This window comes from Massilia jejuensis (assembly GCF_042656795.1).
Taxonomy (GTDB): domain Bacteria; phylum Pseudomonadota; class Gammaproteobacteria; order Burkholderiales; family Burkholderiaceae_D; genus Telluria; species Telluria jejuensis.
The window spans coordinates 42,427-57,738 of record NZ_JBHSMS010000047.1 but is presented as its reverse complement, the minus strand read 5'-3'; the positions used below and the strand labels follow the sequence as shown (position 1 = coordinate 57,738).

Annotated in this window: 12 protein-coding genes; 3 read left to right on the top strand and 9 right to left on the bottom strand. The window is 65.9% G+C overall.

Annotated elements, in window-relative coordinates:
- The first annotated feature begins 108 nt into the window (after positions 1–108).
- Positions 109–4,158, top strand: a complete 4,050-nt coding sequence (gene purL / locus ACFPOU_RS15590) for a phosphoribosylformylglycinamidine synthase (RefSeq protein ID WP_379723052.1) — start codon at positions 109–111, stop codon at positions 4,156–4,158.
- A 157-nt stretch (positions 4,159–4,315) separates the two neighbouring features.
- On the opposite strand, the gene ACFPOU_RS15585 is transcribed toward purL, so the two are convergent.
- From ACFPOU_RS15585 to ACFPOU_RS15560, 6 genes are all read right to left on the bottom strand, one after another.
- On the bottom strand, positions 4,316–5,095 hold the full coding sequence (locus ACFPOU_RS15585) for a peptidylprolyl isomerase (RefSeq protein ID WP_379723049.1): 780 nt from the start codon (positions 5,093–5,095) through the stop codon (positions 4,316–4,318).
- Between the two features lie 82 nt (positions 5,096–5,177).
- Complete coding sequence (locus tag ACFPOU_RS15580) at positions 5,178–5,969, bottom strand: peptidylprolyl isomerase (RefSeq protein ID WP_379723046.1); 792 nt, start codon at positions 5,967–5,969, stop codon at positions 5,178–5,180.
- A 106-nt stretch (positions 5,970–6,075) separates the two neighbouring features.
- Positions 6,076–6,390, bottom strand: coding sequence for a BolA family protein (locus ACFPOU_RS15575; protein WP_379723043.1), 315 nt, complete (start codon positions 6,388–6,390; stop codon positions 6,076–6,078).
- Positions 6,387–7,019, bottom strand: a complete 633-nt coding sequence (locus ACFPOU_RS15570) for a septation protein A (protein ID WP_379723040.1) — start codon at positions 7,017–7,019, stop codon at positions 6,387–6,389. Before ACFPOU_RS15570 ends, ACFPOU_RS15575 begins: the two co-directional genes overlap by 4 nt.
- A gap of 15 nt (positions 7,020–7,034) precedes the next feature.
- Complete coding sequence (msrB, locus tag ACFPOU_RS15565) at positions 7,035–7,430, bottom strand: peptide-methionine (R)-S-oxide reductase MsrB (RefSeq protein WP_379723037.1); 396 nt, start codon at positions 7,428–7,430, stop codon at positions 7,035–7,037.
- Between the two features lie 19 nt (positions 7,431–7,449).
- Complete coding sequence (locus ACFPOU_RS15560) at positions 7,450–8,844, bottom strand: protein adenylyltransferase SelO (protein WP_379723034.1); 1,395 nt, start codon at positions 8,842–8,844, stop codon at positions 7,450–7,452.
- 268 nt (positions 8,845–9,112) lie between these two features.
- On the opposite strand from ACFPOU_RS15560, the gene ACFPOU_RS15555 reads away from it, so the two are divergent.
- Positions 9,113–10,768 (top strand): 3-(methylthio)propionyl-CoA ligase, encoded by a 1,656-nt coding sequence (locus ACFPOU_RS15555; protein WP_379723031.1) that lies wholly within the window; start codon positions 9,113–9,115, stop codon positions 10,766–10,768.
- A 26-nt stretch (positions 10,769–10,794) separates the two neighbouring features.
- On the opposite strand, the gene ACFPOU_RS15550 is transcribed toward ACFPOU_RS15555, so the two are convergent.
- Positions 10,795–11,544, bottom strand: coding sequence for a hypothetical protein (locus ACFPOU_RS15550; RefSeq protein ID WP_379723028.1), 750 nt, complete (start codon positions 11,542–11,544; stop codon positions 10,795–10,797).
- Positions 11,545–11,718: 174 nt separating this feature from the next.
- Here ACFPOU_RS15550 and ACFPOU_RS15545 point away from each other — a divergent pair, with 174 nt between their 5' ends.
- Positions 11,719–13,806, top strand: a complete 2,088-nt coding sequence (locus tag ACFPOU_RS15545; RefSeq protein ID WP_379723025.1) for a 3-hydroxyacyl-CoA dehydrogenase NAD-binding domain-containing protein — start codon at positions 11,719–11,721, stop codon at positions 13,804–13,806.
- A gap of 86 nt (positions 13,807–13,892) precedes the next feature.
- Here ACFPOU_RS15545 and pqqE read toward each other — a convergent pair whose 3' ends face one another.
- Together pqqE and pqqD are read right to left on the bottom strand one after the other, a co-directional pair.
- Complete coding sequence (gene pqqE, locus ACFPOU_RS15540; protein WP_379723022.1) at positions 13,893–15,032, bottom strand: pyrroloquinoline quinone biosynthesis protein PqqE; 1,140 nt, start codon at positions 15,030–15,032, stop codon at positions 13,893–13,895.
- Positions 15,033–15,040: 8 nt separating this feature from the next.
- On the bottom strand, positions 15,041–15,304 hold the full coding sequence (gene pqqD, locus ACFPOU_RS15535) for a pyrroloquinoline quinone biosynthesis peptide chaperone PqqD (protein WP_379723020.1): 264 nt from the start codon (positions 15,302–15,304) through the stop codon (positions 15,041–15,043).
- Positions 15,305–15,312: the final 8 nt, after the last annotated feature.

Here is a 15,312-nt window from a genome sequence, read left to right as displayed (position 1 = left end):
CCCTGCGGGCAACTACCTCAGCCTCGACGCATGGGCAACATGGTCAACCCTGTATAATAGCGGGCCATCTTCCACCCGCAGCCACGCTGCATCAACCGACTTCCAGCCATGTTGATTCTGCCGGGTTCCAATGCCCTCTCCGTATTCCGTAGCCAACGCCTCCTGAGCCGACTGCAAGCGGCCGCGCCCGCGATCGCGGCGGTCCAGGCGCGCTTTGTCCATTTCGTCGACAGCGCCGCGCCGCTCTCCATCGACGACACGCAGCGTCTCACCGCGCTGCTGACCTACGGCGAGCCGGTGCCCGAAACGCTGTACGAGGGCAGCACCGTCGAGTTCTTCGTCATCCCGCGCCTGGGCACGATCTCGCCCTGGGCCTCGAAGGCGACCGACATCGCGCACAATTGCGGCATGCCCCACGTGCACCGCATCGAGCGCGGCGTGGCCTATACGGTGGTGCTCAAGGGCGGCATCCTCGGCAGCAGCTTCGGCGCGCCCAAGAAACTCGGTGAAGAGGAACTGGCCAGCGTTGCCGCGCTCCTGCACGACCGCATGACCGATACCGTGCTGCGCCACGCCGAAGAGGCTTCGCAGCTGTTCCAGGAACTCGAAGGCAAGCCGCTCGAATCGATTGACGTGTTGAAGGAAGGGCGCGATGCGCTGCTGCGCGCGAACACGGAACTGGGCCTGGCCATGTCGATCGACGAGATCGACTACCTGAACGACGCGTTCACGGCGGCCGGGCGCAACCCGACCGACGTCGAACTGATGATGTTCGCCCAGGCCAACAGCGAACACTGCCGCCACAAGATCTTCAACGCCGACTGGATCATCGACGGCGTCAGGCAGGAAAAATCCCTGTTCGGAATGATCAAGAATACGCACCAGCTGCAGCCGAAGGGCACCGTGGTGGCCTACAGCGACAATTCCTCGATCATGGAGGGCGCGGTCGTGACGCGCTTCTTCCCGGGCACGGACCATGAGTACGCCCCGCTCACGGAACTGACGCACACGCTGATGAAGGTCGAGACCCACAACCACCCGACGGCCATTTCGCCCTTCCCGGGCGCTTCGACCGGCGCCGGCGGCGAGATCCGCGACGAAGGCGCCACCGGGCGCGGCGCCAAGCCGAAGGCCGGCCTGACCGGCTTCACGGTATCGAACCTGCTGCTGCCCGATGCCCAGCGTCCGTGGGAAAACGCGGTCGACGTCACCGCCGCCGGCGCCGGGGCGCAGGCGCCGCACGGTGCTCCCGGCGCTGCTCCGGTCTACGGCAAGCCGGAACGCATCGCTTCGCCCCTGCAGATCATGATCGACGGCCCGCTGGGCGGCGCCGCCTTCAGCAACGAATTCGGCCGGCCGGTACTGGGCGGCTATTTCCGCACCTACGAGCAGAACGCCCAGGCCGCCGGCGGCGTCTACGGCTACCACAAGCCGATCATGATCGCGGGCGGCATCGGCAACATCTCCGACCAGCACACGTTCAAGAACGACATCCCGCCCGGCAGCCTGCTGATCCAGCTGGGCGGCCCGGGCATGCGCATCGGCATGGGCGGCTCGGCCGCATCCTCGATGGCGACCGGCACCAACACCGCCGACCTCGATTTCGACTCGGTCCAGCGCGGCAACCCGGAGATGGAGCGCCGCGCCCAGGAAGTCATCAATGGCTGCTGGCAGCTGGGCGCGAACAATCCGATCATCTCGATCCACGACGTCGGCGCCGGCGGCCTGTCGAACGCCTTCCCGGAAATCGTGAACGACGCCAAGCGCGGCGCAATTTTCGAGCTGCGCAAGATCCAGCTCGAGGAGTCGGGCATGGCGCCGAAGGAAATTTGGTCAAACGAGTCGCAGGAGCGATATGTGTTGGCAATTTCGCAGGAAAACCTTGGTTTATTTGCATCGCTATGCGAGCGCGAACGCAGCCCCTTCGCCGTCATCGGGGTCGCCACCGAGGAGCGCCAGCTCAAGCTGGTCGACGACCTGGCCGGCAACAATCCGGTCGACATGCCGATGGACGTCCTGCTCGGCAAACCGCCGAAAATGACGCGCGACGTCGAGCACGTGCAGCGCACGCTGCCCGCCGTCGATCTGACCGGCATCGACCTGGAAGAGGCGGCGCGCCGCGTGCTGCTGCTGCCGACCGTGGCCGACAAGTCTTTTCTGATCACCATCGGCGACCGCAGCGTCGGCGCCATGACCGTGCGCGACCAGATGGTCGGCCCATGGCAGGTGCCGGTGGCCGATTGCGCCGTCACCGCCATGAGCTACGAAGGCTTCGCGGGCGAGGCGATGGCGATGGGCGAGCGCACGCCGCTGGCCGTGATCGACGCCGCCGCCTCGGGCCGCATGGCCGTGGGCGAGGCGATCACCAACCTTGCCGCCGCGCCGGTGGCCAGCATCGAAGACATCAAGCTCTCGGCCAACTGGATGGCCGCCTGCGGCCAGCCGGGCCAGGACGCGGCCCTGTTCGACACCGTGCGCGCGGTCGGCATGGAACTGTGCCCTGCGCTGGGCATCAGCATCCCGGTCGGCAAGGATTCGCTGTCGATGCGCACTACCTGGAGCGATGCGGGCGAAGCCAAATCGGTGATCTCGCCGGTCTCGCTGATCGTGTCCGCGTTTGCGCCGGTGCCCGACGTGCGCCGCTCGCTGACGCCGCAACTGCGCACCGACCTGGGCGACACCGCCCTGATCCTGATCGACCTCGGCCGCGGCAAGAACCGCATGGGCGCCTCGGCGCTGGCCCAGGTGACCCAGCAGCTGGGCGACGCCGTGCCGGACGTCGATTCGGCCGCGGACCTGAAAGCCTTCTTCGCCGCCATCCAGCGCCTTAACGCCGACGGCAAGCTGCTCGCTTACCACGACCGCTCCGATGGCGGCCTGTTCGCCACGCTGTGCGAAATGGCCTTCGCCGGGCGCGCCGGCGTGTCGGTCAATCTCGATATCCTGACCATGGGCGACGCCCATGCGTCCGACTGGGGCGACGCCAAGAACTGGGCCAGCCAGGTCGGCGAACGCCGCAATGAAATGACGCTGCGCGCGTTGTTCTCGGAAGAACTGGGTGCCGTGGTGCAGGTGCGCGAGGAAGACAAGCGCGAGGTGATGAACGTGCTGCGCGCGCTCGACCTCGGCGCCTGCAGCCACATCATCGGCAAGCTCAACGACCGCGGCGCGATCGAATTCACGCGCGATGCGAAAGTCGTCTACAACCAGAAGCGCAGCAGCCTGCACCGTCTCTGGTCCGAGACCAGCTGGCGCATCGCGCGCCTGCGCGACAATCCGGACTGCGCCGACCAGGAGTACGAGCGCCTGAACGACGAGGCCGACCCGGGCATCAGTCCGACGCTGACGTTCGACCCGAGCGAAAACATCGCCGCGCCCTTCATCGCCAGCGGCGTGCGTCCGCGCGTGGCCATCCTGCGCGAGCAGGGCGTCAACTCGCACATCGAAACCGCCTGGGCGATGCACCAGGCCGGTTTTGCCGCGGTCGACGTCCACATGAGCGACCTGATCGCGGGCCGGGCCCGGCTCGCCGACTTCCAGGGCGTGATCGCGGTAGGCGGCTTCTCCTACGGCGACGTGCTCGGCGCGGGCGAGGGCTGGGCCAAGACGATCCTCTTCAATACCCAGCTGGCCGACCAGTTCGCCGCCTTCTTCGCACGCCAGGACACCTTCGGCCTCGGTGTCTGCAACGGCTGCCAGATGCTGTCGAACCTGAAGTCGATGATCCCGGGCGCGCACGCCTGGCCGAAGTTCACCCGCAACAAGTCGGAACAGTTCGAGGCGCGCTTCGGCAGCGTCGAAGTACTCGACTCGCCGTCGATCTTCTTCGCCGGCATGGCCGGCACCCAGGCGCCGCTGGCGATCGCCCACGGCGAAGGCTATGCCGACTTTTCGCTGACCGGCAACCTGGACCAGGTCGTGCAGTCGCTGCGCTATGTCGACAACCGCGGCCAGGCGACCGAAGTCTATCCGTTCAACCCGAACGGTTCGCCCGGCGGCCTGACCGCGGTGACGACCCCGGACGGCCGCTTCACGGCGATGATGCCGCACGCCGAGCGCGTGTTCCGTACCGCCGTGCATTCGTGGGCGCCGCCGGCGTGGAGCGACGACGCGCCGTGGATGCGCATGTTCCGCAACGCGCGCAAGTGGGTGGGCTGACGTCCCGCCCGGGCTGAACGAACGGCGCCTCATCCGAGGCGTCGTTCATTCGAACGACCGATAGCCGGTACGGCGCGGGCGCGGCGCGTCCACCAGGAAAATGAGTACGAAAAAAGGCGCTTCCGCGGAAGCGCCTGTCGTTCTAAGCCGGTCCGGATTACTGGATCTTGGCTTTCTTCAGCAGCGACTCGCGGTACTCGGCCAGCTTGCGCTGTTGCAGCTGTTCCGCGACCTGCTGCTTGACCTGGTCGAGCGGCGGGATCGTCACCGGACGCGATTCGTCGAGCTTGATGACGTGGTAGCCGTACTGGGTCTTGACCGGGGTGTCGGTGATGGCGCCCACTTTCAGTGCGGTCATGGCCTTGGAGAATTCAGGCACGAAGCGCGACGGGTCGGTCCAGCCGAGGTCGCCGCCGTTGGCAGCCGAACCCGGGTCCTTGCTCTGCTTGGCCAGTTCCTCGAACTTGGCGCCGCCCTTGAGCTTGGTGATGATCGTTTTCGCGTCTTCTTCTTTCTCGACCAGAATGTGGCGTGCCTTGTATTCCTTGTCCGGTGCGCCGGCCTTGGCCTTGTCGTACTCGGCCTTGATGTCGGCGTCCTTGACCGGATTCTTCTTGACGTAGTCGGCCAGCATCGCGTTGATGATGATACTCTGGCGGGCGTTGTCGATGGCGGCCTTCACATCGGCACGGCCGCCGACGTTCTGCTTGTCGGCTTCCTGGATCAGCACTTCGCGGCCGATCAGGTCCTTCTTGATCATTTCGCGCAGCTGCGGCGAGTCCGTCGCACGGCCCTGGGCGACGACTTGCTTGACCATCTGGTCGACCCGCGCCGCCGGAATCGGCTTGCCGTTCACGGTCGCAACGTTCTGGGCGAAGACAGGTGCGGCCACGATGAACGACATGGCGAGCAACAGGCGGGTTGGCTTCAAAATCATTGTTCAGATCCTATAAAAACTCGAAAAGTCGCCCGCTGGCGACGAATAACCGGCGCCAGCGACGGCGCCGGTGGCAAACATCTTACTGTACCTTTGCCTTCTTGACCATTTCCTCTTGGTAAGCCGCCAGCTTGTTCTGGGTAAGGCTTTCCTTGATCTGGGCCTTGATCTCGTCCAGGGCGGGCACCTTCACCGCGCGCACGTCGTCGACCTTGATGACGTGGAAGCCGGCGCCGGTCTTGACCGGCGTGTCGGTCACGCCGCCTTTTTGCAGCTTGGTGAAGCCGGCCGCGAATTCAGGCGGGAAGGCCGACGGGGCGGCCCAGTCGAGGTCGCCGCCATTGGCGGCCGAACCGGTGTCCTTGCTGGTTTTGGCCAGCTCCTCGAACTTGGCGCCGCCCTTGAGCTTGGCGATGACGGCTTTCGCTTCGTCCTCGGTCGTGGTCAGGATGTGGCGCAGGTGGTATTCCTTTTCGCCGGCCTGGGTCTTGGCGTAGCGGTCGTATTCGGCCTTCACGTCGGCGTCGCTCACCGGGTTCTTTTCGATGTAGTCGCGCGCCAGCTGGTTCACGACGATGGCCTGGCGCGCGTTGTCGAGGGCCTGCTTGACCTCCGGCTTCTTGTCGTAGCCCTGCTTGATGGCTTCCTGCATCAGCACTTCGCGTGCGATCAAGTCGCGCTTGATGGCGTCGCGCAGTTGCGGCGAATCCTGCCCCTGGCCCTGGGCGACGACCTGCTTGACGACGGCGTCGACGCGCGAAGTCGGAATGGCCTTGCCGTTCACGACGGCCAGGTTCTGTGCGAATGCGGGCGCTGCCAAAGTGGCGCTTGCGGCGATCAAGGCTAACAGCAGCCGTGCTGGCTTCAAAGTCATTGTTAATTCCTGTGGAGGGAGTTGCTTGGACAAGATTGGATATGTTTTTTGGCGTAGCAGTTCTACAGATTGTGCGATAGAAGTCTTAAGCGATCCTGAACCGGCCTCAGTCCGTTTCGGAAGGCGTCAGGGCCGTGATTGCCAAGGCATGGATCTCGGCCCGCATCATATCGGCCACGGCATCATACACCAGCCGATGACGCATGACGAGTCTCAGCCCCTGGAAGCGTTCCGAGACGATTTTCACGCTGTAATGCCCGCCGCCCGAGGCCGCGCCGGCATGGCCCGCATGCAGGTGCGAGTCGTCGCTCAGTTCGAGCACGGTCGGTTCGAGCGCGCCCTGCAGGGCCGTGCGGATGCGGCCGAGGCGGTCGCCGGCGGAGTTGGTCGCGGGGTTCATTGCGGGATTCACTGTATTCATGCTTCCTCCTGTGGAATGTGCTTCATGAGCAGCATCGACTGGGCAATGGTGAACAGGAAGAAAATGGCGGTCATGCCGAAGACCTTGAAATTGACCCAGGCGGCCGTGTCGTCGCGAAAGACCACGAAGGCCATGACCAGGTTCAGGGCGCCGAGCAGGAACAGGAACACCATCCAGGTGTAGCCGACCCGCGGCCAGACCGCGTCCGGGAGCGGGAGCGCCTCTTCCATGGCCTTGCGCATCAGGTTCTTGCCGAAAAAGAGCTGGCTGACCAGGAGCGCTGCGGCGAACACCCAGTACAGGATCGTCGGCTTCCACTTGATGAAGGTTTCGTCGTGCAGGTAGATGGTGGCGCCGCCGAAGACGACGATCACGAACAGCGAGAGCCACAGCATGCCGTCCACCTTGCGCCTGCGCAGCAGCAGGTAGCCCACTTGCAGGAAGGTGGCGACGATGGCGACGACGGTGGCCAGCATGGTCGGCGCCTGCGCCGCCAGGATTTTGCCGCCTGACACCAAGCCGCCGAGGTATTGCTCGGTCAGCGCGAGCGCCGCCGCTTCGTTGCCGCTCCCGATTTTATAAACGAGGAAGAACAGGATCAGCGGGAAAAAGTCGAACAGGAATTTCATGAGACGCCAGGTAAATTAAACTTCTTCGAACCGCAAGGCGGCGGAGTTGATGCAATAACGCAGCCCGGTGGGGGGCGGGCCATCCGGGAACACGTGGCCGAGGTGGGCGTCGCAGACGGCGCAGATGATCTCGGTGCGCAGCATGCCGTGGGTGCGGTCGGTCTTCTCGATCACCTTGTCCGGATCGAGCGCGCGGAAATAGCTCGGCCAGCCGCAGCCGGACTCGAACTTGGCGTCGGACTCGAACAGGGGCGTATCGCAGCAGACGCAATGGTAGATGCCGTGGGCGTGGTGGTCCCAGTACTTGCCGGTAAAGGCGCGTTCGGTGGCGGCGTGGCGCGTGACCTGGTACTCCATCGGGTCCAGCTGGGCGCGCCACTCGGCGTCGGTTTTCCTTACTTTGTCGGTCATGATGGTCTTTCTACGGTAATCAGGAAGAACAGCTCACTTCGAGGTGGGCCGCCCAGTCGGGCGGCAGCGCGGCATACGGTTCCTTGCCCGGCTGCTCGTCGAAGGGCTGCTCGAGCACGGCCAGCAAATCGCGCACGCCGGCATAGTCGCCGTTCTGCGCCTGTTCGATCGCCTGCTGGGCCAGATAGTTTCGCAGGACGTACTTGGGGTTGACGCGGTTCATGGCGGCGCGGCGCCCGGCGTCTTCGCTCGCTTCGCCGCGCAGGCGTGCACGGTAAGTCAGGGCCCAGGCGTCGAAGGCGGCGCGGTCGATGAACAGGTCGCGCAGGGGCGCGTCGCTCTCCGGTGCGTCGACCCGCAAGTCGCCCAGGCGCCGGAACAGCAGCGTGAAGTCGACGTGGCCGGCCTGCATGATCGAGAACAGGCCGTCGAACAGGGCGCGGTCGTCCGGCTGGCTGGAACGCAAGCCCAGCTTCGCACGCAGCAGCTCGTCCAGCCGGGCCTCGAAGGCCGGCATGTAGACGTCCAGCGCTTCCTGCGCGTCGTCCACGGTACCGATCAGGGGCAGCAGGGCATTGCCCAGCGCATAGCAGTTCCAGTGGCCGATCGCGACCTGGTTCGCATACGAATAGCGCCCGCCCTGGTCGGTGTGGTTGCAGATGTGGTTGACGTCGAAGGCTTCCATGAAGCCGAAGGGACCGTAGTCGAGCGTCAGGCCGAGGATCGACATATTGTCGGTGTTCATCACGCCATGCATGAAGCCGACCGATTGCCAGCCGGCGATCATGCGCGCGGTGCGCCGGGTCACTTCGGCCAGCAATTCCTTGTAGGGATTGGCCGTGCCGCGCAGCGTGCCGTAAAAAGTGTCGATGACGTAGTCGGCCAGCTGGCGCAACTGTTCCGGCTTGTCGCGGTAATGCCAGTGTTCGAAGGAGCCGAAGCGCACGAAAGAGGGGGCCATGCGGGTCACGACCGCGGCCGTCTCGATGTTCTCGCGCATGACGCGCTGGTTCGAGCCGGTGACGACGAGCGCGCGCGTGGTCGGAATGCCGAGCGCGGCCATGGCCTCGGAGCAGAGGAATTCGCGGATCGAGGAACGCAGCACGGCGCGCCCGTCGCCCATGCGCGAATACGGGGTCTTGCCGGCGCCCTTGAGCTGCAGCTCCATGCGGCCTTCCGGACCGTCGAGGTCGCCGATCAGGATCGCGCGCCCGTCGCCGAGCTGGCCGGCCCAGACGCCGAACTGGTGGCCGGAGTACACCGCCGCCAGCGGTTCCGAACCCGGCAACAAGCGGTTGCCGGTGAAGGCGGCGACGAAGTCTTCCTGCGCCAGCATGGCGGCGTCGAGGCCGACCAGGCTTGCCGCACGGCTGCTGGCCGCGACGAAATAGGGCGCAGGCAAGGGCGTGGGCATCAGCCGCGTATAGAAGTCGGGCGGCAGGGCGGCAAAGCCGTTCTTGAGTTGGAGGTCGTCGGGCGTAATGGCAGCTCCAGGGTGAAAAGAAGGTAACAGCGCGATTCTACCGTACCCGGCCCATTCTATTCAGGCGCGCCGCGCGCGCCAGCGCGCTTACATCCGCTTACGCCCGGCGCGTGCTGCAGCGCAGCATCGAAACGCCTTGACGGGCCGCGCACCGCCGATCGACACTCGTTCGGAGTTAATACTTCGTCCACAGGAGACCATGCACATGTCATATCCGAAGAGCCCGCTCATGGGCCAGATGATGAACCAGCCGTTGCTCATTTCGAGCATCATCGAGTTTGCCGCCCGCCATTTCGGTACCAACGAAATCGTGTCGCGCCGCGTCGAAGGCGACCTGCACCGCTATACCTACCGCGAGTGCGAAGTGCGTGCGCGCCGCATGGCCAAGGTGCTCGAAGGCCTGGGCGTTCAAATCGGCGACCGCGTCGCCACCCTGGCCTGGAACGGCTACCGCCACCTGGAACTGTATTACGCCGTCTCCGGCTCGGGCGCGGTGATGCACACCGTAAACCCGCGCCTGCACCCGGAGCAGATCGCCTACATCGTCAATCACGCCGAAGACCAGTACCTGTTCTTCGACCTGACCTTCCTGCCGCTGGTGGAAGCCGTCGCGGCCCACTGCAAGACGGTGAAGGGCTTCGTGCTGATGAGCGACCGCGCCCACATGCCGCAGGAAACGAAGATCGCCAACCTGCTGTGCTACGAAGACCTCATGGCGTCGTCCAGCGACGACTACGCCTGGCCGCTGTTCGACGAGAACGCCGCCGCCACCCTGTGCTACACCTCGGGCACGACCGGCAACCCGAAGGGCGCCCTGTACTCGCACCGCTCGACCATCCTGCACGCCTACGCCTCGAGCACGCCGAGCGCGCTGAACGTGTCCTCGGCCGATACGGTCTTGCCGGTGGTGCCGATGTTCCATGTGAATGCCTGGGGCTTGCCGTATTCGGTGCCGCTGTCGGGCGCCAAGATGGTGTTCCCGGGCGCGGCGCTCGACGGCAAGTCGCTCTACGAGCTGTTCGAGTCCGAAGGCGTGACCTTCTCGGCCGGCGTGCCGACGGTCTGGCTCGGCCTGATCAACCATGCGGTCCAGAACAACCTGAAGTTCTCGACCTTCCGCCGCACCGTCATCGGCGGCTCGGCGTGCCCGCCGGCGATGATGGATACCCTGATCGACAAGCTCGACGTGCAGGTGATCCACGCCTGGGGCATGACCGAAATGTCGCCCCTGGGCACGGCCAGCACGCTGCAGGCCAAGCACCGCGACCTGCCGCAGGAAGAACAGCGCAAGATCCTGCAGAAACAGGGCCATGCCATCTACGGCGTCGACATGAAGATCGTCGACGACGAGGACAAGGAACTGCCCTGGGATGGCAGCACCTACGGCCACCTGTACGTGAAGGGGCCGTGGATCATCTCGCGTTACTTCAAGGACGAGGGCGGCGAGGTGCTCAAGGACGGCTGGTTCCCGACCGGCGACGTGGCGACCATCGACGCCGACGGCTACATGCAGATCACCGACCGCAGCAAGGACGTCATCAAGTCCGGCGGCGAATGGATCGGCAGCATCGACCTGGAAAACATCGCCATGGCCCACCCGGCCGTGCTGCAGGCGGCCTGCATCGGCGTGGCGCACCCGAAATGGGACGAGCGCCCGATGCTGGTGGTCGTCAAGCGCCCGGGTCAGGAACTCTCGCGCGAGGAACTGCTGTCCTTCTTCGAAGGCAAGATCGCGAAATGGTGGTTGCCGGACGACGTGGTCTTCACCGAAGCGCTGCCGATGGGGGCGACCGGCAAGATCCAGAAAAACCGGCTGCGCGACCAGTACCGGGAGCACAAGCTGCCGACGGCGTGAGCGTGCAGGCCCGGCGGCGCCCGGCGTCAGCGCTCGGGGTCCGGCAGCAGGTGGCGAAAGGTCGGCTCGATATTGCGCGCGTGCAGGTGGCGGACGATGTCCTCGAGCGTCGCCTCGCTCAGCAGCAAGGCGCGGGACGCCTCGGCCGGGCGCGCGCCCGGCGCCGCTTCGACAGCGCTCGCCACGGCCGCCGGCTGCAAGGCCGCCAGCGCACGGGCGAACAGGGCCGGGCCGACGCAGCCGACCTCTTCCAGGAAAGCGGCCTGGGCAAGTGGCGGCGGCGCCATCTCGAGCCAGGGTTCCTCGGCGAACGAGGCGCCCATGCCGGGATGGATGAAGGCGGCCCAGCGGCCGCTACCGGGGTCCAGGCAAGGCGGGAGGGCGGTCGCCTCGTCGGGCGCATCGGCCGCCAGCTCGGGGAAATACGACCGGCGCAGCAGGCGGGCGAAGGCCTGTGCCTGGGCGGCCGGCACCGGCGCCTCGAGCGCAATCCACAGGGTGTAGCCGCGCCCGCCCGAGACGCTGACGGCCGGGGCAGGGAAGCCATGTTCCGTCTGCAAGGCCTTGGCCGCCGCGCACAGGCGCGTCCAGTGCCCCGCCTCGCCACTGTCGCCGCCCTTGTCGAAGGCGACCGCGATGGCGCGGGTTTGGCCGTCCGGCGTCGTCAGGTCGAGCGTCTGCGGCGCCTGGCCGAGCGCGCGCCGGGCCAGCAGCTCGGGCGAGAGCGTTCCAGCCGGAACGAACAGCCGCATCAATTCAGCAATCAGTTTATCCATCTCTTACTCCCGGGCCCTGGGCCGCGTTCACCTGCGCCATCTTTACCTGCTCATCGAACCCGGCATTCTGACACATGCAGCGGGTGCCGATCTTTCGCATCAAGGAATAACACGACCGTACTTTTTGACGTTATAGTGGACCGTGCTGGTTCAACCAATTAAAAAGGAAGAGACATGAGTGCAGACTACGTCGTGCATGGCAGCGTTGCCGTCATCACCCTGAACAATCCGCCGGTCAACGGCCTCGGCATGGCCACCCGCAGCGCCGCCGTGGACGCGCTGCGGCGCGCCGCGCAGGACGAGGCCGTCAAGGCGATCGTCATCACCGGCGCCGGCAAGGTCTTTTCTGGCGGGGCCGACATCCGCGAATTCAATTCGCCCAAGGCCCTGACCGAACCGACGCTGCACACCCTCATCGCCACCGCCGAAAACTCGGAAAAGCCGGTCGTGGCGGCGATCCATGGCGTCTGCATGGGCGGCGGCCTCGAGCTCTCGCTCGGCTGCCATTACCGCGTGGCCACGCCGGGCGCCCAGGTCGGCCTGCCGGAAGTCAAGATCGGCCTGGTGCCGGGCGCGGGCGGTACCCAGCGCCTGCCGCGCGTGGTCGGCCTCGAGCAGGGCCTGAACATGATCGTCTCGGGCAATCCGGTGCTGTCGGAAAAGCTGGCCGACACCGGGCTGTTCGACCGGGTGTTTGCCGAAGGCGCCGACCTGGTCGCCTCCGCCGTCGAGTTTGCCAACGGCATCGCCGGCGTCCGCCCGCTGCCCAAGGTACGCAACCTGAAGGTCGACTACCCGAACCACGAAGCCTTCCTGCAGTTCTCGCGCAATAGCGTGAAAGCCATGGCCGGCGCCTTCCCGGCGCCGCTCGAATGCGTCGAATGCGTGGCGGCAAGCGTGACGATGAAGTTCGAGGATGGCTTGAAGTTCGAGCGCGACCGCTTCCTGGCGCTGGCCCAGACCGACGAATCGAAAGCCCTGCGCCACGCTTTCTTCGCCGAGCGCGCGGCCAGCAAGGTGCCCGATGTCCCGGCCGACACCCCGACCCGCACGATCGAGAAAGCGGCCGTGATCGGCGCCGGCACCATGGGCGGCGGCATCGCGATGAATTTCGCCAACGCCGGCATTCCGGTAATGATCCTCGAAACGAAGCAGGACGCCTTGGACAAGGGCCTGGCGACGATCCGCAAGAACTACGAGAACACCGTCAAGAAGGGGAAGCTGACGCCGGAAAAGGCGGCCCAGCGCATCGGCCTCATCACCGGCACCCTGTCCTATGACGAGATCGCCCAGGCCGATATCGTGATCGAAGCCGTTTTCGAAGACCTGGGCGTGAAGGAAACCGTGTTCCGCCGGCTCGACGCCGTCATGAAGCCGGGCGCGATCCTGGCCTCGAACACCTCGACCCTCGACCTCGACAAGATCGCCGCCTTCACGGCGCGTCCGCAGGACGTGATCGGCCTGCACTTCTTCAGCCCGGCCAACGTGATGAAGCTGCTGGAAATCGTGCGCGGCAAGGAAACCGCGAAGGATGTGCTGGCGACTAGCCTGGCGCTGTCGAAGAAGATCAAGAAGACCGGCGTCGTCTCCGGCGTGTGCGACGGCTTCATCGGCAACCGCATGCTGGAACAATACCTGCGCCAGGCTTTCTTCCTGCTCGACGAAGGGGTGCTGCCCGAGCAGATCGACAAGGCGATCGAGAAATTCGGCTTCGCCATGGGTCCGTTCCGCATGAGCGACCTGGCCGGCAACGACATCGGCTGGTATATCCGCAAGCGCCGCTACATCGAGACGCCGGACCTCGCCTATTCGAAGGTGCCGGACCTGCTGTGCGAACAGGGCCGCTTCGGCCAGAAGACCGGCGCCGGCTGGTACGACTACAAGGCGGGCGACCGCACCGCCTACCCGTCGTCGGTGGTGAACGACCTGATCCTGTCGCAGCTGCAGGCCGGCGGCCGCGAGCGCCGTGCCGTGCCGGACCAGGAAATCGTCCAGCGCCTGGTGTTTGCGCTGGTCAACGAAGGCGCGCGCATCCTGGAAGAGGGCATCGCCTTGCGCGCCTCGGACATCGACATGGTCTACCTCACCGGCTACGGCTTCCCGCTCCATCGCGGCGGTCCGATGCTGTATGCCGACACGGTCGGTTTGCCGAACGTGCTCGAAGCGATGCGCGGCTTTGCGCGCGGGCCGCACGGGGAGGCGTGGACGCCGGCGCCGCTGCTCGAACGCCTGGCCGCCGAGGGCAAGGGCTTCAACGGCTGACAGGCCGGCATGCCGCGAGCCCGGACGCCGCCGCCCGCGGCGGCGTTTTCGAAGCCGCATGCGCCGCCGGCAGGGAGCGCCCCGCCTTACGCGCCGCCGCCGAGGCGGCGCGAATTGGCGTCGCTTCTGAAGACGATGGGCTGGGTCGTTCCCTGCGCCTGTGCGCGTTGCGCCTGGGTCACGATGGTCTCCAGCTGCGCATGGTGCGGCGACTTGGTGCACACCGGATCGGCATTTTCCGCATCGCCCGTCATGGCATAGGCCTGGCAGCGGCAGCCGCCGAAATCCTTGTCCTTCTCGGGACAGGTGCGGCAGGGCGATTTCATCCAGGCGTCGCCGCGGTAGCGGTTGAAGGCGCCGCTGGCATACCAGATTTCCTCGACGCTGAAATCGCGCACGCTGGGAAAGGCGATGCCCGGCAGCGAGCGCGCCGCATGGCAGGGCAGGGCCGTGCCGTCGGGCGCGATGCCGAGGAAGACCGAACCCCAGCCGTTCATGCACGCCTTCGGGCGCTCCTCGAAATAATCCGGCACGACGAACAGGATGCGCACCCGGTTGCCGATCCGGGCGCGGTAGGCGTTGACCACGGCTTCGGCGCGCACGAGCTGCTCGCGGGTCGGCATCAGTTGCGCGCGGTTGGCAAGGCCCCAGCCGTAATACTGCGTGTTGGCCAGTTCCAGGTAGTCGACCCCCATCTCGAGCGCCATCTCGATGATGCGCTCGACGTGGTCGAGGTTATAGCGGTGCAGGACGACGTTGAGCACCATCGGGTAGTCGTACTGCTTGATCAGCCGGGCCACCCGCGCTTTCAGGTCGAAGGTCTTCGTGTTCGAGAGGAAATCGTTCATCTCGCGCGTCGAATCCTGGAAAGACAGCTGGATGTGGTCCAGCCCCAGTTCCTTCATGCGCGCCAGGCGCGCTTCGGTCAGGCCGACGCCGGAGGTGATCAGGTTGGTATAGAAGCCCAGCCGCCGGCCTTCGCCGACCAGTTCCTCCAGGTCTTCGCGCACCAGGGGCTCGCCGCCGGAAAACCCGAGCTGGGCCGCGCCCAGGGCGCGCGCCTGGCGCATCACGCCGATCCACTCGGCGGTGGACAGCTCGGCGCCCTGGCGCGCGTAGTCGATCGGGTTGTAGCAGAAGGCGCAATGCAGGGGGCAGCGGTAGGTCAGCTCGGCCAGCAGCCAGAGCGGCGCTGGAATGCGCGATGCAGGCGCGGGTGCGTTCATCGGCGCGCTCAGGCAAGCCAGCCGCGTTCGTTCGCGGCGCAGAGGAAGTCGTCGACATCGGCCTGCAAGCCGCTGGCGCCGAAGGCCTGTTCGAGCTCGGCGACGATCGCCGCCACGTCATGCTTGCCGTCGCAGCGTTTCAGGATCTCGGCGGCGCTCGCATTGAGCTTGACCATTCCCTCGGGATACAGCAGGACGTAATTGTTCTGCGCTTCTTCCCATTGCATGCGGAACACGCGGGACAGCGCGGGCTTGTCGGGCAGGGGATGCATGGTGTGCT